The 21,233-nt window shown below is 72.7% G+C and carries 21 protein-coding genes; 14 read left to right on the top strand and 7 right to left on the bottom strand.

Annotation, left to right across the window (positions count from 1 at the left end):
* Positions 1-72: 72 nt before the first annotated feature.
* Complete coding sequence (locus BUE29_RS02690) at positions 73-846, bottom strand: HAD-IIA family hydrolase (protein ID WP_073385562.1); 774 nt, start codon at positions 844-846, stop codon at positions 73-75.
* Positions 847-866: 20 nt separating this feature from the next.
* Positions 867-2,981: a glycogen debranching protein GlgX gene (gene glgX, locus BUE29_RS02685; RefSeq protein WP_084180732.1), complete on the bottom strand. Its 2,115-nt coding sequence runs from the start codon at positions 2,979-2,981 to the stop codon at positions 867-869.
* 140 nt (positions 2,982-3,121) lie between these two features.
* Here glgX and BUE29_RS02680 point away from each other — a divergent pair, with 140 nt between their 5' ends.
* Genes BUE29_RS02680 through BUE29_RS02665 form a run of 4 tightly spaced genes read left to right on the top strand, consistent with a single transcriptional unit; the run spans position 3,122 to position 6,615 of the window.
* Complete coding sequence (locus BUE29_RS02680) at positions 3,122-4,240, top strand: S1C family serine protease (protein WP_084180629.1); 1,119 nt, start codon at positions 3,122-3,124, stop codon at positions 4,238-4,240.
* Positions 4,241-4,281: 41 nt separating this feature from the next.
* Positions 4,282-5,079 carry an ABC transporter ATP-binding protein gene (locus tag BUE29_RS02675; protein ID WP_073385559.1) on the top strand — a complete coding sequence of 266 codons (798 nt, stop codon included), beginning with the start codon at positions 4,282-4,284 and terminating at the stop codon, positions 5,077-5,079.
* Between the two features lie 58 nt (positions 5,080-5,137).
* On the top strand, positions 5,138-5,926 hold the full coding sequence (locus BUE29_RS02670) for an enoyl-CoA hydratase/isomerase family protein (protein WP_073385556.1): 789 nt from the start codon (positions 5,138-5,140) through the stop codon (positions 5,924-5,926).
* The gene (locus BUE29_RS02665; protein ID WP_084180628.1) at positions 5,923-6,615 is read left to right on the top strand and encodes an HAD hydrolase-like protein; all 693 of its coding nucleotides are present in this window, start codon (positions 5,923-5,925) and stop codon (positions 6,613-6,615) included. Before BUE29_RS02670 ends, BUE29_RS02665 begins: the two co-directional genes overlap by 4 nt.
* Here BUE29_RS02665 and BUE29_RS02660 read toward each other — a convergent pair.
* From BUE29_RS02660 to BUE29_RS02650, 3 genes are all read right to left on the bottom strand, one after another.
* Complete coding sequence (locus tag BUE29_RS02660) at positions 6,612-7,136, bottom strand: hypothetical protein (protein ID WP_143167942.1); 525 nt, start codon at positions 7,134-7,136, stop codon at positions 6,612-6,614. The genes BUE29_RS02665 and BUE29_RS02660 overlap by 4 nt on opposite strands.
* Before the next feature lie 179 nt (positions 7,137-7,315).
* The gene (locus BUE29_RS02655) at positions 7,316-7,957 is read right to left on the bottom strand and encodes a zinc ribbon domain-containing protein (RefSeq protein ID WP_073385550.1); all 642 of its coding nucleotides are present in this window, start codon (positions 7,955-7,957) and stop codon (positions 7,316-7,318) included.
* Between the two features lies 1 nt (position 7,958).
* Positions 7,959-8,720, bottom strand: a complete 762-nt coding sequence (locus tag BUE29_RS02650) for a TetR/AcrR family transcriptional regulator (protein ID WP_084180627.1) — start codon at positions 8,718-8,720, stop codon at positions 7,959-7,961.
* Here BUE29_RS02650 and BUE29_RS02645 point away from each other — a divergent pair.
* Together BUE29_RS02645 and BUE29_RS02640 are read left to right on the top strand one after the other, a co-directional pair.
* Positions 8,701-9,249, top strand: a complete 549-nt coding sequence (locus BUE29_RS02645; protein ID WP_073385544.1) for a hypothetical protein — start codon at positions 8,701-8,703, stop codon at positions 9,247-9,249. The two genes, BUE29_RS02650 and BUE29_RS02645, sit on opposite strands and share 20 nt — an antisense overlap.
* Positions 9,246-10,091 carry a pentapeptide repeat-containing protein gene (locus tag BUE29_RS02640; protein WP_073385541.1) on the top strand — a complete coding sequence of 282 codons (846 nt, stop codon included), beginning with the start codon at positions 9,246-9,248 and terminating at the stop codon, positions 10,089-10,091. Before BUE29_RS02645 ends, BUE29_RS02640 begins: the two co-directional genes overlap by 4 nt.
* A gap of 21 nt (positions 10,092-10,112) precedes the next feature.
* Here BUE29_RS02640 and BUE29_RS02635 read toward each other — a convergent pair whose 3' ends face one another.
* Entirely contained in the window at positions 10,113-11,249 is a 1,137-nt protein-coding gene (locus BUE29_RS02635) for a magnesium and cobalt transport protein CorA (protein WP_073385537.1), read from the bottom strand.
* A gap of 174 nt (positions 11,250-11,423) precedes the next feature.
* Between BUE29_RS02635 and BUE29_RS02630 the strand changes: the two genes are divergently transcribed.
* The 5 genes from BUE29_RS02630 to BUE29_RS02610 all read left to right on the top strand — a co-directional run bounded on the left by BUE29_RS02630 (position 11,424) and on the right by BUE29_RS02610 (position 16,359).
* Positions 11,424-11,948 (top strand): glutathione peroxidase, encoded by a 525-nt coding sequence (locus tag BUE29_RS02630; RefSeq protein WP_073385534.1) that lies wholly within the window; start codon positions 11,424-11,426, stop codon positions 11,946-11,948.
* A gap of 51 nt (positions 11,949-11,999) precedes the next feature.
* Entirely contained in the window at positions 12,000-12,872 is an 873-nt protein-coding gene (locus BUE29_RS02625) for an LLM class F420-dependent oxidoreductase (RefSeq protein ID WP_073385531.1), read from the top strand.
* Between the two features lie 52 nt (positions 12,873-12,924).
* On the top strand, positions 12,925-14,214 hold the full coding sequence (locus BUE29_RS02620; protein WP_073385528.1) for a helix-turn-helix domain-containing protein: 1,290 nt from the start codon (positions 12,925-12,927) through the stop codon (positions 14,212-14,214).
* An 88-nt stretch (positions 14,215-14,302) separates the two neighbouring features.
* The gene (adh, locus tag BUE29_RS02615) at positions 14,303-15,826 is read left to right on the top strand and encodes an aldehyde dehydrogenase (RefSeq protein WP_073385525.1); all 1,524 of its coding nucleotides are present in this window, start codon (positions 14,303-14,305) and stop codon (positions 15,824-15,826) included.
* A gap of 104 nt (positions 15,827-15,930) precedes the next feature.
* Positions 15,931-16,359: a DUF779 domain-containing protein gene (locus BUE29_RS02610; protein WP_073385522.1), complete on the top strand. Its 429-nt coding sequence runs from the start codon at positions 15,931-15,933 to the stop codon at positions 16,357-16,359.
* A gap of 29 nt (positions 16,360-16,388) precedes the next feature.
* On the opposite strand, the gene BUE29_RS02605 is transcribed toward BUE29_RS02610, so the two are convergent.
* On the bottom strand, positions 16,389-17,510 hold the full coding sequence (locus BUE29_RS02605) for a peptidoglycan DD-metalloendopeptidase family protein (protein WP_073385519.1): 1,122 nt from the start codon (positions 17,508-17,510) through the stop codon (positions 16,389-16,391).
* Positions 17,511-17,779: 269 nt separating this feature from the next.
* Here BUE29_RS02605 and BUE29_RS02600 point away from each other — a divergent pair, with 269 nt between their 5' ends.
* The 3 genes from BUE29_RS02600 (at position 17,780) to BUE29_RS02590 (ending at position 21,225) form a co-directional block, all read left to right on the top strand.
* Positions 17,780-18,559 carry an electron transfer flavoprotein subunit beta/FixA family protein gene (locus BUE29_RS02600; RefSeq protein ID WP_073385515.1) on the top strand — a complete coding sequence of 260 codons (780 nt, stop codon included), beginning with the start codon at positions 17,780-17,782 and terminating at the stop codon, positions 18,557-18,559.
* 31 nt (positions 18,560-18,590) lie between these two features.
* Positions 18,591-19,550, top strand: a complete 960-nt coding sequence (locus tag BUE29_RS02595) for an electron transfer flavoprotein subunit alpha/FixB family protein (protein ID WP_073385513.1) — start codon at positions 18,591-18,593, stop codon at positions 19,548-19,550.
* A 181-nt stretch (positions 19,551-19,731) separates the two neighbouring features.
* Positions 19,732-21,225, top strand: coding sequence for an MFS transporter (locus tag BUE29_RS02590; protein ID WP_200800006.1), 1,494 nt, complete (start codon positions 19,732-19,734; stop codon positions 21,223-21,225).
* Positions 21,226-21,233 lie beyond the last annotated feature (8 nt).

Raw genomic sequence — 21,233 nt, 5'->3', positions numbered from 1 at the left:
GGCCACACCCTAGGGGTGACCACCGACACGTTCACCGCGATTAAGCACCCGACGCGGGGACGGCGCGCGGCGTCAGACCAGTTCGACGGCGTCGGCGATGGAGTCCAGCACCCGCCCCGGCCGCCAGGGGAAGCGGTCGACGTCGGCCCGCCGGGTCGAGCCGGTGAGGACCAGGATCGTGTCCAGCCCCGCCTCGATGCCGGCGACGACGTCGGTGTCCATCCGGTCGCCGACCATCACGGTGTTCTCCGAGTGCGCCTCGATCTTGTTGAGCGCGCTGCGCAGCATCATCGGGTTGGGCTTGCCGACGAAGTACGGCTCCCGCCCGGTGGCCTTGGTGATCATCGCCGCCACCGACCCGGTGGCCGGCAGCGGTCCCTGCTCCGACGGCCCGGTGACGTCCGGGTTCGTGGCGATGAAGCGGGCGCCCGCCTCGATGAGCCGGATCGCGCGGGTGATCGCCTCGAACGAGTACGTGCGCGTCTCGCCGAGCACGACGAAGTCGGGGTCGCGGTCGGTCAGCACGTAGCCGACGTTGTGCAACGCCGTCGTCATGCCCGCCTCGCCGATCACGAACGCCGACCCGCCGGGCAGCTGGTCGGCGAGGAAGGTGGCGGTGGCGAGCGCGGACGTCCAGATCGCGGCCTCGGGGATGTCCAGGCCCGAGCGGGCCAGGCGGGCCGAGAGGTCGCGCGGCGTGAAGATCGAGTTGTTGGTCAGGACGAGGAACCGCCGCTGCCGCTCGACGAGCCGGGCCAGGAAGTCGGTGGCCCCGGGCACGGCGTGCTCCTCGCGGACGAGGACGCCGTCCATGTCGCTGAGCCAGCACTCCGGATGCGCGCGCATGCCCCCAGTGTGGCAGCCGGTCAGGGCTCGCGGACGACCCGCAGCAGCGTCACCGAGCGGGCCGCCACCAGCAGCTCGACGCCCGGGGCGAGGACGGCGCCGTCGGGCACGCCGCCGGGCCGCGTCGTGTCGACGACACCCTCGTAGCCGTCCGCCCAGGGCGCCGCCGGCAGCCGGAACGGCACGTCGTCGTCGCCGGAGTGCAGCACGAGCAGGAAAGACTCGTCGACGATCGGCCGGCCGCGCCGGTCGCGGTGGCGCAGCCCCCGGCCGTCGAGGTACATGCCGATCGTGCGCAGGCCGCCGTCGAACCAGTCGGCGTCGCCGAGCTCACGGCCCGCCGGGTGGAACCACGCGAGGTCCTTCGTCGCCCCCGCGCCGTCGGTCCCGGGGACGACCCGCCCCTCGAAGAACGCGCTCTGCCGCAGCACCGGGTGCTCGCGGCGCAGCCGGATCAGGCGTTGCGCGAGCGTCAGGACGTCGCCGGCCGCCTCGGGGTCGCCGCCGCCGGTCCAGTCGACCCACGAGACGTCGTTGTCCTGGGAGTAGGCGTTGTTGTTGCCGCCCTGGGTGCGCCACAGCTCGTCACCGGCGACGAGCATCGGCGCGCCGGTCGACAGCAGCAGGGAGGCCAGCAGGTTGCGCACCTGCTGACGGCGCAGCCCGGCAACCGCCGGCGGGACGCCCTGCGCCGGCTCGCCCTCGACGCCGCAGTTGTACGAGCGGTTGTCGTCGGTGCCGTCGCGGTTGTCCTCGCCGTTGTCCTCGTTGTGCTTGCGCTCGTAGGACGCCAGGTCGCGCAGGGTGAAACCGTCGTGGGCCGTGACGAAGTTGATCGACGCGATGGGCAGCCGGCCGTCGTCGCCGTAGAGGTCCGACGACCCCGACAGCCGGGACGCGAGATCGCGGACGCCGTCCGCGCCGTGGGCCCAGAACGAGCGCACGGTGTCGCGGTACATGCCGTTCCACTCCGTCCACAGCGGGGGGAACTCGCCGACCTGGTAGCCCCCGGCCCCGACGTCCCACGGCTCGGCGATGAGCTTGACCTGCGAGATCACCGGGTCCTGGTGGATGGTGTCGAAGAAGGACGAGAGCTTGTCGACGTCGTGCAGCGAGCGGGCGAGGGCCGACGCGAGGTCGAAACGGAAGCCGTCGACGTGCATCTCGGTGATCCAGTACCGCAGCGAGTCGGTGATGAGCTGCAGCGGGAACGGCCGCCGGGCGTCGAAGGTGTTGCCGCAGCCGGTGTAGTCGGCGTAGCGCGACGGGTCGCCGGTGGCGAGCCGGTAGTACGAGCCGTTGTCGATGCCGCGGAACGACAGCACCGGGCCGTCCGGGCCGCCCTCGGCCGTGTGGTTGTAGACGACGTCGAGGATGACCTCGATGCCGGCGGCGTGCAGCGTCCGCACCATGGCCTTGAACTCGCGTACCTGGTCGCCTGCGCGCGACGCGTACGCGGCGTGCGGCGCGAAGAAGCCGAGCGTGTTGTAGCCCCAGTAGTTGCGCCGGCCGCGCCGCTGCAGGTGGGGTTCGGAGACGAAGTGGTGGATGGGCAGCAGCTCGACGGCGGTGACGCCCAGGGACGTCAGGTGGTCGATCACGGCGGGGTGCGCGAGACCGGCGTACGTGCCGCGCAGCTCGGCGGGGACCTGCGGGTGACGCATCGTGAACCCGCGCAGGTGCAGCTCGTAGATGACGGTGTCGTCCCAGCGGACGTTCGGGCGCTTGTCGTCGCCCCACGGGAACGCGTCGTGCACCACCACCGACCGCGGGACGGACGCCGCCGAGTCGGCGCCGCTACCGGGGTACACCGACGGGTCGTCGACGAAGTCGCCCTCGATGGCGCGGGCGTAGGGGTCGACCAGCAGCTTGGTGGGGTTGTGGAACAGCCCCTGCGACGGCTGGAACGGGCCGTCGACGCGGAACCCGTAGCGCTGCCCCGGCGCGACGCCGGGCAGGTAGCCGTGCCACACGTGGTACGTCGACTCGTCGAGCGGGATGCGGGTCTCGTGGGCGCCGTTGAACAGGCACACCGACACGCCCGTCGCCGTCGTCGACCACAGCGTGAAGTTCGTGCCCTCGCCGTCCCAGTGGGCACCGAGCGGGAAAGGGGTGCCGGGCCACGCGCGGTCCATGCGTGCGGCCAGCGCCGCGGTCAGTTGCTCGGGCCGCACCAGGCGCACAGTAGTGGACGGCCGCCGGCCGCGGGGCTCGCGCACCGTCCCTCTTCGGCGCGTTCCGGGAGTGCGCCGCGCGGCTCGGGGATGGTTGTCTGGTGAACGTGACCGACACCGACCCCTACCGGCCCGCCGCCGTGGGTCGTCACCCGGTCGTCGGCCTGCTGGCCGTCTCCGCGGCGCTGCTCGCCGCCGCCGCGACGGTCGGGGTCCTCGGCGTGGCCGACGGCGTCGGCCCCGGGGTGGTCGACGGCGTCGGCTCGGTCACGGGCAGTCTGCCGGGCAACGTCGCCGTGCCCCGTCCGGGCGCGGCGTCGGCCCGCCAGCAGGTCGGCATCGTCACCATCGTCTCGACGCTGAAGTACCAGAACGCGCGCAGCGCGGGCACCGGCATGATCCTGTCGGCCGACGGCGAGGTGCTCACCAACAACCACGTGGTCCGGGGCGCCACCGCCGTCCTCGTCACCGACGAGACGACGGGGCGGTCCTACCGGGCCACCGTCGTCGGCACCGCGCCCGGCGCGGACGTCGCCGTGCTCCGGCTGCGCGGAGCACACGGGTTGCGCCGGGCGACGCTCGCCGACGACGCCCGCGGCGTACGGGTGGGCGACACCGTCACCGGTGTCGGGAACGCCGGCGGCACCGGGCGGTTGACCGCGGCCGAGGGGCGTGTCGCCGCGCTCGACCGCTCGATCACCGCGGCGGACGAGAACGGGCAGGACACCGAGCGTCTCACCGGGTTGATCGAGGTGAACGCGCGCATCGTGTCGGGCGACTCCGGCGGTCCGCTCTACGACGAGGCCGGCCGGATCGTCGGCATGGACACCGCGGCCTCCGCGTCGCGCGACGCGAGCCCCACGGCGTACGCGATCCCGATCGAGGACGCCAGGGGCGTCGTCCGGCGGATCGAGTCCGGCGTCGAGACGGCGAGCATCCACCTCGGCTACCCGGGCTTCCTCGGGGTCAGCACGAAGAACGCGAACGGCCGCGGCGCCGCGGTCGCCGGGCTGCTCGAGGGCGGCCCGGCCGCCGCCGCGGGCATCACGACCGGCTCGATCGTCACCGCCGTCGACGGCACCCGGGTGACCTCGGCGGACACGCTGCGCGCGCTCCTCACGCGCCGCGACCCGGGCACGAGCGTGCGGGTGAGCTGGAACGACGTCCGTGGCCGAGCCCGGTCGGCCGTAGTCACGCTGACGACCGGCCCCGCGGACTGAGCCTCCGCCCGTCCCGTCGGCGCGTGCGCTTGGATGGGGCCATGGCCGGGATCGACGACGACGCGGTGCTACGGCTCGACGGCGTGTCCGTGCGCCGCGGCGACAAGCTGCTGCTCGACTCCATCGACTGGACCGTCGAGGAGGACGAGCGCTGGGCGGTCCTCGGGGCCAACGGCGCGGGCAAGACGACCCTGCTGCAGATCGCGGCCGCGTCCCTGCACCCCACCTCGGGGCAGGCGCACGTCTTCGGTGAGCGGCTGGGCAGCGTGGACGTGTTCGAGCTGCGACCGCGCATCGGCTTCGCGAGCGCCGCGCTCGCCGACCGGATCCCCGGCGGCGAGCGGGTCGTGGACGTCGTGGTGAGCGCGGGCTACGCCGTCATCGGCCGGTGGCGCGAGGCGTACGGCGAGCTCGACATCGCACGGGCCACCGGGCTGCTGCACCGCTTCGGCGTCGGCGACTTCGGCGAGCGCCGCTACGGCACGCTCAGCCAGGGGGAGAAGGCGCGCGTGCAGATCGCCCGCGCGCTGATGACCGACCCGGAGCTGCTGCTGCTCGACGAGCCCGCCGCCGGCATGGACCTCGGCGGCCGCGAGGACCTGCTGCGCCGGCTGACGGCGCTCGCCGCCGACGCCGACGCCCCGGCGTCGGTGCTGGTCACCCACCACGTCGAGGAGCTGCCCGCCGGCATCACCAACGTCCTGCTGCTGCGCGACGGGCGCGTCGTCGCCGCCGGTGCCGCCCGTGACGTGCTCACCGCCGAGGCGCTGTCCGAGACGTTCGGCCTCGCCCTCGAGGTCGAACGCCGCGGGGGACGGTGGTACGCCCGGGCCCGCTGAGAGGTCGCCACCGTAGGCTGCCGCTGACGGGGACGGCGGAGTCGAGGGAGCGGGACCGATGAGCGACGAGCTGGTGCGTGTCGAGCTGGGCGAGGGCGACGCGGCGGGCGTGGCGACGATCCGGCTCGACCGGCCGCCCATGAACGCGATCGACACCACCGTGCAGGAGCAGCTGCGCGACGCCGCGCGGCAGGTGAGCGACGACCCCGCCGTGCGCGCCGTCGTGCTGTTCGGCGGCGAGAAGGTGTTCGCGGCCGGCGCCGACGTCAAGGAGTTCGCCGGTCAGGACCACGCGTACATGACCCGCGACGCGCAGCGGCTGACCTCCTCGCTCGACGCGCTCGCGCGCATCCCGAAGCCGGTGATCGCCGCCGTCACCGGGTACGCGCTCGGCGGCGGGTGCGAGCTCGCGCTGACCGCCGACTTCCGGGTGAGCGCCGACGACGCCCGCTGGGGGCAGCCGGAGATCCTGCTCGGCATCATCCCGGGCGCCGGCGGGACGCAGCGGCTGCCCCGGCTGATCGGCCCGGCCCGGGCCAAGGACCTCGTCTACACGGGCCGCTTCGTCGGTGCCGAGGAGGCGTTGGAGATCGGGCTGGTCGACGCCGTCGTCCCGCGCGAGCAGGTGTACCCGACGGCGCTGGCCATGGCGGCCAAGTTCGCGAAGGGACCCGCCCTCGCGCTCGCGGCGGCGAAGCAGGCGATCGACGGTGGACTGGACGGCGACCTCGCCACCGGACTGCGGCTCGAGGCCCATCTCTTCGCGTCGCTGTTCGCCACCGAGGACCGCGCCACCGGCATGCGCTCGTTCCTCGAGCACGGCCCGGGCAAGGCCACGTTCGCGTGACGGTGCGCAGGACGGGCACCGCGCCCACGGTCGTCCTGTTCGACCTCGACGGAACGCTGTCCGACAGCGCCCCGGGCATCCTCGGCGCCCTGCGGGCGGCCTTCCGGGAGAACGACGTGCCGCCGTTGGACGCCGCGACCGAGCGTGCCCTGCTCGGGCCGCCGTTCTACGAGTCGCTGCCGCCGCTGATCGGCGGGGCCGAGAAACTGCCGGCGGTGATCGCGTCGTACCGGCTGCACTACGGCAACGGTGGCATGTACGACACCGAGGTCTTCGCCGGCGTCGCCGAGGTCGTCGCGGCGGCCCACGCGAAGGGTCTGCGACTCGCCGTCGCCACCAGCAAGCCCGAGCCCTACGCCGTGCCCATCGTCGAGCACCTGGGCCTCGCCCGCTACTTCGAGACCGTCGGCGGCGACGAGCTGGACGGCTCGTTGCCCACCAAGGCGCTCGTGATCGACAAGGTCCTGACCCGGCTCGGGCGCCCCGACCCGGCGACGGTCGTGATGGTCGGCGACCGGCTGCACGACGTCGTCGGCGCCCGCGAGCACGGCATCGAGTGCCTGGCCGTCGGGTGGGGTTACGCGCCGGCGGCCGAGCTCGCGGCCGCCGGTCCGGCCGGCAGCTGCGCGACGCCCGCCGAGCTCGCCGCGGCCCTGGGACTCACCGCGGGCGCCGCACCCACCGCCTAGGAGCCGGCCGACCTCCTTGCCGTCGGCCGGCGCTCGTCCGCCGGCCCGCCGACGGCCGTGACGAGCGTGGTCCAGGAATGCACCCGCTCGGTCGGGTTGGACAGCCCGCACCGCTGGATCGTCCAGGCGAGGAAGGCGCGATAGTCGGAATCGGTGCCGACGCTCGTGACCGCCTTCGATCGCCTGATGCGGGGATCGAGCCCGATGTCGGCGACCTTCGCCCCCCGTGGGAACTGCCGAAGGATGGCGACGGTCTCGTCGGCGGCGCGGACGAACTTCCGGGCGCCGGTCGCGACGGCCGTGCTGACACCGGCGAGCGGGAGGAGTGCCCGCGCCGCGTCCGCCTGCCGGCGGCGGGCCTCGATGTCGTCGGCGACGGTGCCTCGCAGCGCCTTCGTGACCGCGTCGTTCGCGGCGCAGTATGTGTCGAGCGCTCCCTGCGTCCCGCGCGTGCTCTGCGTCCCCTGCGTCGACCGGGGTGGCCGAGCGCCGCCGGTCGAGGTGGTCGCCGACGCCGCCACGGACGCCGACGCCGACGCGCTGCGGTGTCCGTCGCCGTCACCGTCGCGACCTGTCGAACACGCCGGGAGTGCGACGACGAGACAGCACGTCGCAGCCAGCGACACCGCTCGTGACCCGTCGCGGCGTCGTCTCACGCCGGTCGGGCCGGCACTACGCGGCACTCGGGACACGGGCCGCGTCACGACGGGAACTGCTGTCCGCACTCGGGGCAGAAGCGACCCGTGCTCTGCGTCTCCGTGCCGCAGCCGGTGCACGAGCGTCTCGTGACGAGGGACGAGCCGCACTCGGCGCAGAACTTGCCGCCGCCGGCCTGCGCGCCGCAGGCAGGGCACCGTGGCTGCGCCTGCCGCGACAACGGGGTGTTCCCCACGAGGTCGACGGACTCGAGCCGCTCCTGCAGCTGCCGACGTCGGGCCTCCGCCTGCAGTTGTGCGAGCTCCTCGACGGCGATGGGCGAGCAGCGCGCGCACTGACCGATGTCCTCGTTCCAACAGCCGTCACCGCACACCCAGTCGCCGCACCCGCGACACTGGTGGAAGTTCGGGGCGATCTCGGCGGTCGCGGCCCGGAGCGCGTCGTCCTTCGCGGCGGAGTTCGTGCCGCGGTCGAGGAGCCGGTCGGCCGCGTACCCCACCTCGGCGAGCGGGCCGCCGAGCAGGCCGGTGACACCGCGGGCGAGCTTCTGCCCGAGCGAGCGCGGGTCACGGCGGAACGCGGAACGGAACCCGTTCCCGCATCGTTCGCAGCGGAACTCGAACTGGAACCCGTCCTGGTTCGACAGGTCGGTGTAGTTGTCGGTGAACGGTACGAGGTCGGTCATGTCATTCCTGATTCGGCGGATATACGGGTATGTGCTCGGACCTGAGGTGGAGGATCAGCTCGACGAGTGGTCTGGCGTCGTGCTCGTCGAGGTGCTGCGACGCGTCCATGAGCAGGAGGTTGTTGATCAACATGCCTCGGCTCAGGAACGCCGCCGCTTCGGCGACCGACGCGCCGGCGGCCGTCACGGCCCCGTACACCTCGTCGAAGAGGCGTCGAGCCTCGTGACCGATCAGGGGCTCGGCCGACGCGGCGGAGAACGCGTGCGCGTGGACCAGCACCGCCGCCCGCCTGGTGAGAACCAGCTCGAGGTACGCGGCGCCGAGTCGTGACGGGGAGAACTCGCCGCCCGAGACCGCACGGAACGCCGCCACGATCAGGGCGCCTGCGTGCCGGTGCGTCTGCAGGAACAGCTCCCGCTTCGAGCCGAAGGTCTGGATGACGTACGGCTGCGACACCCCCATCCGGCGAGCGACCTGGGCCGTGGTGGTTCCGAAGTAGCCACGAGCGGCGAACGCCTCCATCGACGCGTCGAGGAGCTCGTCGATGCGCGCGGGCCGACGCTGGCCGATCACGGTGGGCGTGCCCGTCCTCTCACCGCGCGATGTTATCAGCCGATAACAGAGGCTGGCCCGACGGTGCCCGGCCGGGGTATCGCGCCGACCACCGGCGGTGTGCCGACCACCTAGGCTGACGAACGTGTCCGCGCCCGCACCGAACGCGCCGCGGCCGTCGTCGGCGGCTGTGCGTCCCGCCGACCGCATGGGCGGGGTGGCGGTCGCGCTGCTCGTGCTGGGGCTGCTGCTGTGGGCGCTCTACCGCTTCACGATCGGCACCGAGCGGCACTCGTTCGCCGCCGGCGCGACCCCGCCGTCCGAGGTCTCGGTGATCGCGGGCGACACCTACGCGATCGGCATCCCGGGCGGCGTCGGCAGGACCGCCCAGCTCCTGCCGGACCCGCAGTCGCTGTCGTGCTCCTTCGCGCCCGCGGGCGGCGCGCGGCGGCAGCTGGCGGTGCAGGTCGAGCCCGCGACCACCAAGGCCCTCACCCGCATCGCCACCTTCGTGGCCCCGCGGACCGGACGGGCCGCCGTCTCCTGCGTCGGCCTGCCCGCGGTGTTCGTCGACGACGCCGAGGACGTCGGGCCCGACCTCGCCGGGCTCTGGCTCGTCCTCGCGTCGGTCTCGTTGGCGGTGGCCCTGCCGCTGCTGTTCTCGGTGTTGCGCCGCTACTACGGCGCGGACCGACCGCTCGTGGCCGTCGAGCCGGACGGGGTCGGCAGCGCCGGATGACCGGTGCCGAGCAACGCCGGGCCGAGCTGCGCGCCGACTGCGCGAACTGCGCGGGCCTGTGCTGCGTCGCGCTCGCCTTCGACCGGCCCAACGGCTTTGCCTTCGACAAGGCCCCCGGCGACCCGTGCACCCACCTGCGTGACGACTTCCGCTGCGGCATCCACGGCGAGCTGCGCGAACGCGGCTTCCCCGGGTGCACCGTCTTCGACTGCCAGGGCGCGGGGCAGAAGGCCACGCGCGTGACCTTCGCCGGGCACGACTGGCGCACCGATCCCGACCGAGACTTCATGTTCGCGACCTTCCAGGTGCTGCGACCGCTGCACGAGCTGCTGTGGTACCTGCACGACGCGTTGGAACGCGACGTGACCGGTCCGCTGCACGCGGGTCTCGCCGACGCCTACGACCGGGTCGCGACCTTGACCAACGGCTCGGCCGACGCGGTGATGGCCACCGACGTGGCCGCCGAACGCGACCGGATCGGCGACCTGCTCGCGCGGACGAGCGAGCTGGTGCGCGCCGACGCCCGTGGCGGCCGGCCGCCCGGCAGGATCGCGCGCCGGGCCCGGCCGCGGGCCGACCTCGCCGGTGCCGACCTGGCGGGGGCGGACCTGCGCGGAGCGAACCTGCGCGGCGCCCGGCTCCTGGCCGCGGACCTGCGTGACGCGGACCTGCGCGGCGCCGACGTCATCGGCGCCGATCTGCGCGATGCCGACGTCCGCGGCGCGGAGCTGTCCACGACGCTGTTCCTCACGCAGTTCCAGGTGAGCGCCACCCGGGGCGACGCGGCGACCGCGGTGCCCGGGACGCTGTCCCGGCCGGCGCACTGGGCGGGCTCGGCGTGATCCAGCGCCGCTCGAGCCGGGTCAGATCCAGCCGCGGCGTTTGAACAGCACGTAGAGCACCACCGCCGCGAGCACCATCAACCCCAGCGCGAAGGGGTAGCCGAGCAGCCACTGCGTCTCGGGGAGGTGCTTGAAGTTCATGCCGTAGATCGAGGCGATCGTGGTCGGCGCGAAGCCGATCGCGGCCCACGCCGAGATCTTCTTGACCTCGTCGTTCTGCGCGTTGCTGGTGCGGCTGAGCGCCGTCATCTCCTCGTTCTGCTTCTGCGCCACCAGGATCGAGTTCACCTGCAGGATGTCGCGCAGCAGGACGCGCAGCGAGTCGATGCGCTCGTTCACCTGGGTGACGTGGTCGGCGACGTCGCGCAGGGCGCGACGCAGCTCCTCGTCCACGTCGTACTTGTCGAAACCGCCGGCCAGCGACTCCAGCATCGCCGTCAGCGGATGGGCGGCGCGCTGGAAGTCCACGACCTCGCGGGAGAGCTCGTAGATGCGCCGCGACACCGCGGGGTCGCCGTCGAACACCTGGGTCTCGATCTCGTCGACGTCGTTCTCGATGCCCTTGACGACCGGGACGTAGCCGTCGACGACGGCGTCCAGGATCGCGTACAGGACCGCCTCCGTCCCCTTGGCCAGCAGCTCCGGGTCGTCCTCCAGGCGGTGCCGCACGACGGCGAGGTCGGGCGACTCGGCGTGCCGGACGGTGATGACGAAGTCCCGGCCGAGGAAGACGTGCAGCTCCCCGAACTCGACCTCCTCGACGTCGTCGAGGTAGCGGGCGGCGCGCAGGACGACGAAGAGGGTGTCGCCGTAGCGTTCCAGCTTGGGTCGCTGGTGCGCGGTGACCGCGTCCTCGACGGCGAGCTCGTGCAGGCCGAACTCGTGGGCCAGCGAGCCCAGCTCGTCCTCGCCGGGACGGTAGAGCCCGATCCAGGCCATGCCGTCACGGCGTTCGCGCAGCGCCTCGTAGGTGTCACCGAGCGTGCCCGGCGAGCATTCGCGCTGCCCTGCGCAATAGACGGCGCTGTCGACGACGCCGGACGCGGACGACGGCGTCGCCGGCGGGCGGTCCGGAGCGCCGTGGTCTGCGGGCTCCGGGTGCGAGCGTCGCCGGAGGGCGAGGCCGACCCGGGGATGCAGCGCGCGGCGGTCGGACATGGCTCAGACGATAGCCGCGGCCGGTGAACCAGCGGCTGTCCGACGCCGACTGGCGACCTACCGGCCGACTGGCGACCTGCAGGTCGCCAGTCGGGCTGCAGGTCGCCAGTGGACGAAGGAGGTCGCCAGTCATCCGGGTCCGGCGCGCGATGGTGCCAATGGCAAGCTGAGGCGGTGACCGATCGCGATGCGAGCAGCGTGCTCGACGTTCCCGTCCAGACCCTCGCCGGCGAGGACACCTCGCTGCGCGAGTACGCGGCCGGCGGCCCGCTGCTGGTCGTCAACGTGGCGTCGAAGTGCGGCCTGACCCCGCAGTACGAGGGGCTGCAGGAGTTGCACGAGCGCTACGGCGAGCGCGGACTGCGCGTGCTGGGCTTCCCCTGCAACCAGTTCATGGGGCAGGAGCCCGGCACGCCGCAAGAGATCCAGCAGTTCTGCTCGACGAACTACTCGGTGTCCTTCCCGCTGTTCGCGAAGATCGACGTGAACGGGGCGGACCGTCACCCGCTCTACGCGCAGCTCGCCGCGACCGCCGACGCCGACGGCGAGGCCGGGGACGTCCAGTGGAACTTCGAGAAGTTCCTGCTGGACGCGGACGGCGTGGTGCTGGAGCGCTTCCGGCCCCGCACCGAACCGCTCGACCCGACCGTGGTGACCGCGATCGAGACCGCCCTGGGCGACACCGCACCCTCGGCCTGAGCCGCCGCGCAACCCGGGCCTGCTGTTGCGGGCCGGGGTTAGGTTCGAGACATGTTGCTCGGAGTGCACCTCGCCAATCTCACCTACGACAACGGTCCCGCCGCGCTGCCCGGCGACCTCGCGGCGATCGCGGAGGCGGTCGAGTCCGCCGGCTTCGCGAAGCTCAGCGTGATGGACCACGTGTGGCAGATCGGGCCGGTGGGCCCGGTGGACACCGACATGCTCGAGGCCTACACGACGCTCGGCTTCCTGGCCGCGCACACCGAGCGCGTCGAGCTGCTGTCGTGGGTCACCGCCGTCGTCTATCGCGACCCCGGCCTGCTCGCCAAGATCGTCACCACCCTCGACGTCCTGTCCCGGGGACGCGCCTGGCTCGGCATCGGCGCGGCGTGGAACGAGGAGGAGTCGCGCGGTCTCGGCCTGTTCTTCCCCGGCACCGCCGAGCGCTTCGAGCGGCTGGAGGAGGCCCTGCAGATCTGCCTGCAGATGTGGGGTGACTCCCAAGACGCGTACGAGGGCAAGCACTACCGGCTCGAGCGCACCCTGAACGTGCCGCAGGCGATCCGTCGGCCGCACCCGCCGATCCTCATCGGCGGCGGGGGCGAGAAGAAGACGCTCCGGCTCGTGGCGCAGTACGCGCAGGCGTGCAACCTGTTCGACGGCCCCGAGCTGTCGCACAAGCTCGACGTGCTCAAGGGCCACTGCGACGCCGTGGGGCGCGACTACGACGAGCTCGAGATCACCGTGATGTCCCGGCTCGAGCCGGGTGAGAACGGCGAGCACGTCGACGACGTCCTGGACCATCTGCGCGAGCTGGCCGCCCTCGGCGTCCACCACGTGCACACCGGGGTGCCCGCCGCCGCCGACCTGAAGCGCATCAAGATCTACGGCGAGCGGATCGTGCCGGCGGCCGCCGAGTTCTGAACGACCTCACCGTGCCGGGCCCGTGACACGCGTCACGGCGCGGGGTTATCTTGTGCCCATCGCCGCCCAGACGACCGCCACCGGCGCGGACTCGGTCCGCGCCCTGCGCTCTGCGCACGAGCAGTTCCTGGCCTCGGGTACGGCGCCGGGCGTGCGCGACCTCGTCGCGGCCTCGTGGCGGCGTTCGATCGCCGCCGGGGTCGACGTCGACGACCCGTTGCCGCCGATCACCGTCGCCGACACCGAGCTCGCCGACTACCGCGAGGCGCATCCGCTCGCGCGGGTCTTCCCGCTGCTCTACGACGTGCTCGGCCGGGCGGCGGAGGAGTGCGACGCGGTCATGGCCGTGGGCGACGCGGGCGGTCAGCTGTTGTGGGTGTGCGGGCGCAGCGCCGTCCTCGACCGCGCCGAGCGCATCAACTTCGTCGAGGGCGCGCGCTGGGACGAGATGCACGCCGGCACGAACGCGCCCGGGACTGCGCTGCAGCTCGACACGCCGGTGCAGATCCGCGCCGCGGAGCACTTCGCCCGTCCCGTCCAGCCCTGGACCTGCACGGCGGCGCCGATCCACGACCCGATCACGCAGGCCATCGTCGGCATCGTCGACGTCACCGGCGGCGAGGACCTCGCCTCGCCGCAGACGTTGGCGATGGTGCGCGCCGCGGCGCGGATGGCCGAGGCCGAGCTCGGCCGCCTCGTCGTGCAGACCGCCGGGTCCGGACAGCGGCTCTGGACGCCCGCGGCCGCCGTGCGGGTCGACGGCCTGGGCCGGCCGGACTGCCTCGTCGAGATGCCCGGTCGCACGGTGCGGTTGAGCCCCCGCCACAGCGAGATCCTGGTGATCCTGGCCGACCACCCCGACGGCATGACCGGCGACCAGCTCGCCGTCGAGCTCTACGCCGAGGACGTCAGCACCTCCACGATGCGCGCCGAGCTCACCCGGCTCCGCTCGCTGCTCGGGGGCGAGCTGCTCGCGTCGCGGCCCTACCGCCTGCAGCGCGAGGTGGCCTGCGACTGGCGCACCGTCCATCGCGAGATCGAGGCCGGCCGTCCCGCCGAGGCGCTGCGCCACTACCGCGGGCCGCTGTTGCCGCACTCCGACGCGCCCGGGGTGGTCGAGCGCCGCCGGGTCCTGGAGCGCCGGCTGCGGGCGGTGGTGCTCGCGTCGGGCCAGGTCGATCTCATGGCGGCCTGGACGCGCAGCCGGTGGGGGGCCGACGACCGCGACGTGTGGGCCCGCCAGCTGGACCTCGCCGCCGAGGAGTCGCCGTTGCGGACCATCGCCGCCGCCGAGATCCGGCGGCTCGATCGCGAGCTGGGGGCCGGTTTCGGCGTGCGTTAGGCATCGTGCAGCGGTGCTGCAACGTCGGCGGGCCTACCGTCGACCCGCACGCCGGCGTGGCGTGCGTCACGCACGACGGAGGCCAACGATGGCAGTACACGCAGCACCCGGATCCGGCGACAGCCCGGTGTCGGTCGAGAGCCGCTACGACAACTTCATCGGTGGGGAGTGGACGCCGCCGAGCAAGGGCGAGTACTTCGAGAACATCACGCCCGTCACCGGCCAGGCGTTCACCGAGATCGCTCGCAGCACGGGCGAGGACGTCGACGCCGCACTCGACGCCGCGCACGGGGCGAAGCGGGCCTGGGGCCGCACCAGCGTCACCGAGCGGGCCAACATCCTGAACAAGATCGCCGACCGCATCGAGGCGAACCTCCCCGCGCTGGCGCTCGCCGAGACGTGGGAGAACGGCAAGCCGATCCGCGAGACGACCGCCGCCGACCTGCCGCTGGCCGTCGACCACCTGCGCTACTTCGCCGGTGCGGTGCGGGCGCAGGAGGGCGGGATCTCCGAGATCGACGCCGACACGGTCGCGTACCACATCCACGAGCCGCTGGGCGTCGTCGGCCAGATCATCCCGTGGAACTTCCCGATCCTCATGGCGATCTGGAAGCTCGCCCCCGCGCTGGCCGCCGGCAACTGCGTCGTGCTCAAGCCGGCCGAGCAGACGCCGTGGTCGATCCTCAAGCTGATGGAGGTCATCGGCGACCTGCTGCCCCCGGGCGTGCTCAACGTCGTCAACGGCTTCGGCGTCGAGGCGGGCAAGCCGCTGGCGTCCTCCAGCCGCATCGCCAAGATCGCGTTCACCGGCGAGACGACCACCGGTCGCCTGATCATGCAGTACGCGTCGCAGAACCTGATCCCGGTGACGCTCGAGCTCGGCGGCAAGAGCCCGAACATCTTCTTCGAGGACGTCGCGGCCGCCAAGGACGACTTCTACGACAAGGCGCTCGAGGGCTTCACGATGTTCGCCCTCAACCAGGGCGAGGTCTGCACCTGCCCGTCGCGCGCGCTCGTCCAGGCCTCGATCTACGACCAGTTCGTCCACGACGCCATCGAGCGGGTCAAGGCGATCAAGCAGGGCAACCCGCTCGACGAGGAGACGATGATCGGCGCGCAGGCGTCCAACGACCAGCTCGAGAAGATCCTGTCCTACCTCGACATCGGCAAGCAGGAGGGCGCCAAGGTCCTCACCGGCGGCAACCGCACCACGCTGGACGGCGACCTCGCCGGCGGCTACTACGTCGAGCCCACCGTGTTCGAGGGCGACAACTCGATGCGCATCTTCCAGGAGGAGATCTTCGGCCCGGTGCTGTCGGTGACGAAGTTCGACGACGAGGACGACGCGCTCAAGATCGCCAACGACACGCTCTACGGCCTCGGTGCCGGAGTCTGGTCGCGCGACGGCAGCCGGGCGTACCGGGCCGGCCGCGAGATCCAGGCCGGCCGGGTCTGGACGAACTGCTACCACCAGTACCCGGCACACGCCGCGTTCGGTGGGTACAAGCAGTCCGGGGTCGGGCGCGAGAACCACAAGATGATGCTCGACCACTACCAGCAGACGAAGAACCTGCTGGTCAGCTACTCGCCGAAGAAGCTCGGCTTCTTCTAGGAGCCGGTTCGGAGGAGCCGGGCCACGCCGGCGGTCGCCATCCCCCGAGGCGGCCGCCGGTGTCCGGCTCCGGCGTGGGGGAGCGGCGGAACAGGAGAGACGCGATGGCCACACCCGAGATCACGAGCGACACGACGTCACCGTCGACCGCGCCGGAGGACGTCCACTCGCGCGTCGGGGTCTCCGAGCCGGCCGCCGGCCTGCTCCGCGACCTCACGAAGCGGCACGGGCCGTTGATGTTCCACCAGTCCGGTGGCTGCTGCGACGGCTCGTCGCCCATGTGCTTCCCGGACGGCGAGTACCTCCTCGGCGACGGCGACGTCCACCTCGGCGATCTCGACGTGGGCCTCGATCGTGCGGTGCCGGTGTACATGTCCCGCAGCCAGTTCGCCTACTGGCGGCACACCCACATCACCATCGACGTGGTGAAGGGCCGTGGCGCGGGCTTCTCGGTCGAGGCGCCCGAGGGCGTGCGCTTCCTCATCCGCTCGCGGCTGCTGAGCGAGGCGGAGTCGGCGGCGTTCGACGACTGAGCCGTCGCGCCGCCGACCCTCCCCAGCGACTACCTGGTCTTCGCGACCACCCACGTCCCGTACCTGCTCCAGCCGGCGGCGTTGTGGAAGCTGACCCGCGCCCGGTAGTTGCGGTTCTTGATCAGCTTGCCGAACTTCTGGGCCGTCGTGCCCGGGCGGAGGCTGACGAACTTGTGGTTCCACGGCACGTCGTAGCGGTGCTTGGTCGGGTGGTAGGTCGACAGCTCGACCAGCACCGACGTCACGCGCTGGCTCCGCGCAGGCGCCTTCCAGCGGACGGTGAGCTGCTGCGAGCCCGAGCGCTTCAGGGTCACGCCGCCGGCCTTGCGCGGCGTGGCCGGTGCCGTCGTCGGGTAGCACCGGGTGCCGCCCGCGGGGGCGGGCAGGACGGTGCGCTTCGGCACGTCGTTGAAGATCGAGTACCGGGTGACCGCGTTCGGATAGGTCACCGCACCCGAGGTGCCGCACGTCTTGAGTCGCTTGAGCTGCGCACCGTCGCCGCCGTAGTGGTGATGCTTGACGTTGAAGTCGGTGTAGAAGTTGCGTCCGCAGTTGGACGCCTTGCCGGTGTCGCCGACGACCCCGATGGCCTGGCCGGCCCGCACCAGGTCGCCCGCGTGGCCGATGATGCGCGACAGGTGGCCGTAGCGCGAGATGACGCCGCCGCCGTGGTCGATCCAGACCTCGGTACCGAACGACGACTTGGTCGTCGGCGTGCACTTGTCACCGTGCGCGTCCGCGATGTGCATCACGCCGGCGCCCATCGCCAGGACCTTCGCGTTCGAGGGCTTGTGCTCCTGGCCGGTGGGGCTCATGTCGATGCCCCAGAACTTGTGGCCGTTCGGGCAGCCCGGGTTGTCGCGGACGCAGTCGATCTTGGCCTCGACCTGCAGCGGGTACCAGACCGGGTCGGAATAGGGGTGGCCCGCGCTCGTGCCGGCGCTCGCCGCCGCGAGCACGGCGGCCGGCGCGGCCGGGACTGCGGTCGCGGCGCGGGGTGCGGGGCGGGCACCGGCCGTGCTGGACACGCCCGACGGCGCCGTGAACACCGCGGCGGCCAGGGGCGCCGCCGCGAGCAAGGCGAGCGGACCGCGCCACGGGATGCGGGTCGTGCGCGTGCGACGGGACATGATGGGGGCACGGGTCGGCATGCCGGTTCCTTTCGCGGCCACGCGTCGGGGGAGGTGCGGGCCGCTGTGAAGTCAGGATAAAGGCGATCGTGTCGTTCGTCACCTGGAGTGTGCGGTTGCCGTCCTCTCGACCGCCCGACGTGCCCAGGTGGGAGGACCGTCATATTGCTACTCACGAGTAACATCGGCAGAGTGTTACGAGAACGTGTCGAGCCCGCCGCACGGCGGGTACGTCACCATCCCGCGGCGTGTGCCGGCGGGACATCCCGAACCGAGAGGTCAGCGAACGCATGAACATCGTGGTCCTGGTCAAGCAGGTGCCCGACACCGAAGGTGACCGCAAGCTCGACTCGTCGGACAACACCGTCGACCGCAACGCCGTCGACCCGGTCATCAACTACATCGACGAGTTCGCGATCGAAGAGGGCCTGCTGCTCAAGGAAGCCCACGGTGGCGAGGTGACGATCCTGACCGTCGGCCCGGACAAGGCCACCGAGTCGATCCGCAAGGCGCTCTCGATGGGCGCGGACAAGGCCGTCCACGTCAACGACGAGGCCATCCACGGCTCCGACGCCATCGGCACCGCCAAGGTGCTCGCCAAGGCGCTGGGCGGTATCGAGTGGGACGTCGCGATCTCCGGCTCCGAGGCCACCGACGCGCGCGGCGCCGTCGTGCCCGCCCTGCTCGCCGAGGTGCTCGGTGCGCCGCAGCTGACGCAGGCCCGCAAGGTCACCGTCGACGGCTCGACGGTCACCATCGAGCGCGTCACCGACACCGGCTTCGAGAAGGTCGAGGGCTCGACCCCGGCCGTCATCAGCGTCGTCGAGAAGATCAACGACCCGCGGTACCCGTCCTTCAAGGGCATCATGGCCGCCAAGAGCAAGCCCATCGAGGTCAAGTCGCTCGGCGACATCGGCCTCGACGCCGGCGAGGTCGGCCTCGCGAACGCGTGGACCCAGGTCGCGTCCTTCGAGAACGCCCCGCCCCGCGAGGCCGGTCAGACCGTCAAGGACGAGGGGGACGGCGGCGCCAAGATCGCCGACTTCCTGGCGTCCAAGAAGTTGATCTGACCCGAGTCGACGACAGAGAAGGAGATAGAACATGGCTGAGGTTCTCGTCCTCGTCGACGCGCTCGACGGTTCGGTCAAGAAGCCCACGCTCGAACTGCTCACCGCCGCCCGCCAGCTCGGCGAGCCCAGCGCCGTGGTGATCGGCGCGCCCGGCGGTGCCGCGGCGCTCAAGGACCAGCTCGCCGAGTACGGCGCCGCGAAGGTCTACGTCGCCGAGAGCGACGACATCGCCGGCTACTCGGTGGCCCCGAAGGCCGAGGCGCTCGCCGCCGTGGCCGGCCAGGCGTCGCCCGCGGCGATCCTGCTGGCCTCCACCGCCGAGAACAAGGAGATCGCCGCCCGCACCGCGATCAAGGTCGGCGGCGGGCTGCTCTACGACGCCGTCGGCTTCGACGGCGACGGCAACGTCTCGCAGCAGATCTTCGGCGCCTCGATCGAGGTCACCGCCAAGGTCAGCAAGGGCACGCCCGTCATCACCGTGCGGCCGAACTCGTTCGCGCCCGAGCCGTCGACCGGCGCGGCCGAGGAGGTCGCCGTCTCGGTCGACCTCTCCGACGCGGCGAAGGCGGCCAAGATCGTCGACACCGTCGTCGAGGAGAAGGGTTCGCGTCCGCAGCTGTCCGACGCGTCCGTGGTCGTCTCCGGCGGTCGCGGCATCGGCAAGGCCGACAACTTCGAGATCATCGAGAAGCTGGCCGACTCCCTCGGTGCCGCGGTGGGCGCCTCGCGCGCCGTCGTCGACGCCGGCTGGGTCCCGCACACCATGCAGGTCGGCCAGACCGGCGTGACGGTCTCGCCGCAGCTCTACGTGGCCGTCGGCATCTCCGGGGCGATCCAGCACCGCGCCGGCATGCAGACCTCGAAGACCATCGTGGCCATCAACAAGGACGCCGAGGCCCCCATCTTCGAGCTCGCCGACTACGGCGTGGTCGGCGACCTGTTCGCCGTCGCCCCGCAGCTCACCGACGAGATCGCCAAGCGCAAGGGGTAATCCCCGCGTCAGTCCCTCGTCGTGCACGGGCCGGTCACCCTCGGGTGGCCGGCCCGTTCGCGTCCCCGCACACGGGCGGATCTTCCTGCGCCTCGCGCGTCCGGGGTCGGCAGCGGCAGGGGGATCGCGGGCCGTCGACCCGCGTTGACGTGAACCGCGGTTCACCTTGCATGCTGGGACGGTGACACCGCCGTCCGCCGAGCCCACTGTGCCGCCGCAGCCGACCGAACCTCGCACGATCTTCGCGGCACCGGTGCGGGCCACCAGCACCGGCATCCTCGTCCTCATCACGCTCATCGCGTTCGAGGCCATGGCGGTGTCGGCGGCGCTGCCCACCGCCGCGCGGGAGCTGCACGGGCTCGGCGGCTACGGCTGGGCGTTCACCGGCTTCCTCGTCGCCAACATCGTCGGGATGGTGGTCTCGGGCCAGCTCAGCGATCGGCGCGGGGCGGCGCCGCCGCTCGTCGTCGGGCTCGCCGCGTTCCTCGCCGGGCTGTTGCTCGCCGGCACCGCCGCCACGATGGCGCTGCTCGTCGCGGGCCGCGTCGTGCAGGGGCTCGGCGCCGGGTTGATGATCACCGCGATCTACGTGGTCATCGGGCAGGCGTACGGCGAGCGGTTGCGCCCGCCGCTGTTCGCGGCGATCTCGTCGGCCTGGGTGGTGCCCTCGCTGGTGGGACCGCTCGTGTCCGGCGCGCTGGCCGAGCACGCCAGCTGGCGGCTCGTCTTCCTCGGCCTGGCGCCGTTCATCGTGCTGGGCGGGATCCTCGTGCTGCCCTCGCTGCGTGCCCTGCACCGGGCCGAAGCACGGCGCGACGGGGCGCAGCGCGGACCGAGCGCGGCCGACCGGTTGCTGCGCGCTCTCACCGTCGCCGGCGGCGTCGCCCTGCTCGAGGCGGCCGGACAGCACCCGTCCGTGCTGCTCGCGGCCGTGGCGGTCGTCGGGCTCGCCGCCGTCTGGTGGGGGTTGCGGCGGCTGTTGCCGCCCGGTACCGCCGTCGCGCGACCGGGCGTCGCCGCGCCGGTCGCGCTGCGCGGGCTGCTCGCCGGGGCGTTCTTCGGCGTCGAGTCGATCCTGCCGCTCTCGCTGACCGTCCAGCACGGCTTCACCCCCACGGCCGCCGGGCTGCCGCTCGCGGCCTCGGGCATCAGCTGGGCGGTCGGCTCGTGGTGGCAGGGCCGCGACCGCGACGAGCGGGGGCACCGCCGCCGCGTCGCCCTGGTGCGGGCCGGGTTCGGCTTCGTCGCCCTCGGCACGCTGGGCGTCGCGATCGCGGCCGTGCCGGCCGTCCCGGGCTGGTTCGCCTACCCGGCCTGGCTGATCAGCGGCCTGGGTGCGGGCCTCGCGATGTCGTCGGTCGGCATCCTGCTGCTGCGGTACACGAGCGACGCGACGCGCGGGGCCGACTCGGCCGCCCTGCAGCTGGCCGACGCCACGGCCAGCGCGCTCACCACCGGCGTCGCCGGTGTGCTCGTGGCCGCGGCGGCGCGCGACGTCATCGGCTACACAGGGGCGTTCGTGACGCTCGGGGTGCTGATGTGTGCCGTCGCCGGGCTGGGCGCGGCGGTGGCGGGGCGGGCCCGACCCGCGGCCGCCGCGGCGGGGGACGCGGCGCCCGCCGGGCAGCGGGGTGGCCCGCGGCCGCCCGGCGCGGAGCTCGCCGCCACGTCCTAGACTCGGCG

It is taken from the genome of Jatrophihabitans endophyticus (genome assembly GCF_900129455.1).
Classification (GTDB): domain Bacteria; phylum Actinomycetota; class Actinomycetes; order Mycobacteriales; family Jatrophihabitantaceae; genus Jatrophihabitans; species Jatrophihabitans endophyticus.
The sequence above is the reverse complement of the archived record's forward strand: the minus strand, read 5'-3'. Positions and strand labels throughout refer to the sequence as shown.

Bases quoted from the DNA above. Each gene is read 5' to 3' on its own strand.
- BUE29_RS02690 (WP_073385562.1), bottom strand. From the start codon at position 846: ATGCGCGCGCATCCGGAGTGCTGGCTCAGCGACATGGACGGCGTCCTC.
- glgX (WP_084180732.1), bottom strand. From the start codon at position 2,981: ATGGACCGCGCGTGGCCCGGCACCCCTTTCCCGCTCGGTGCCCACTGG.
- BUE29_RS02675 (WP_073385559.1), top strand. From the start codon at position 4,282: ATGGCCGGGATCGACGACGACGCGGTGCTACGGCTCGACGGCGTGTCC.
- BUE29_RS02670 (WP_073385556.1), top strand. From the start codon at position 5,138: ATGAGCGACGAGCTGGTGCGTGTCGAGCTGGGCGAGGGCGACGCGGCG.
- BUE29_RS02655 (WP_073385550.1), bottom strand. From the start codon at position 7,957: ATGACCGACCTCGTACCGTTCACCGACAACTACACCGACCTGTCGAAC.
- BUE29_RS02650 (WP_084180627.1), bottom strand. From the start codon at position 8,720: ATGCGGTCGGCGGGACGCACAGCCGCCGACGACGGCCGCGGCGCGTTC.
- BUE29_RS02640 (WP_073385541.1), top strand. From the start codon at position 9,246: ATGACCGGTGCCGAGCAACGCCGGGCCGAGCTGCGCGCCGACTGCGCG.
- BUE29_RS02635 (WP_073385537.1), bottom strand. From the start codon at position 11,249: ATGTCCGACCGCCGCGCGCTGCATCCCCGGGTCGGCCTCGCCCTCCGG.
- BUE29_RS02625 (WP_073385531.1), top strand. From the start codon at position 12,000: ATGTTGCTCGGAGTGCACCTCGCCAATCTCACCTACGACAACGGTCCC.
- adh (WP_073385525.1), top strand. From the start codon at position 14,303: ATGGCAGTACACGCAGCACCCGGATCCGGCGACAGCCCGGTGTCGGTC.
- BUE29_RS02610 (WP_073385522.1), top strand. From the start codon at position 15,931: ATGGCCACACCCGAGATCACGAGCGACACGACGTCACCGTCGACCGCG.
- BUE29_RS02605 (WP_073385519.1), bottom strand. From the start codon at position 17,510: ATGCCGACCCGTGCCCCCATCATGTCCCGTCGCACGCGCACGACCCGC.
- BUE29_RS02600 (WP_073385515.1), top strand. From the start codon at position 17,780: ATGAACATCGTGGTCCTGGTCAAGCAGGTGCCCGACACCGAAGGTGAC.
- BUE29_RS02595 (WP_073385513.1), top strand. From the start codon at position 18,591: ATGGCTGAGGTTCTCGTCCTCGTCGACGCGCTCGACGGTTCGGTCAAG.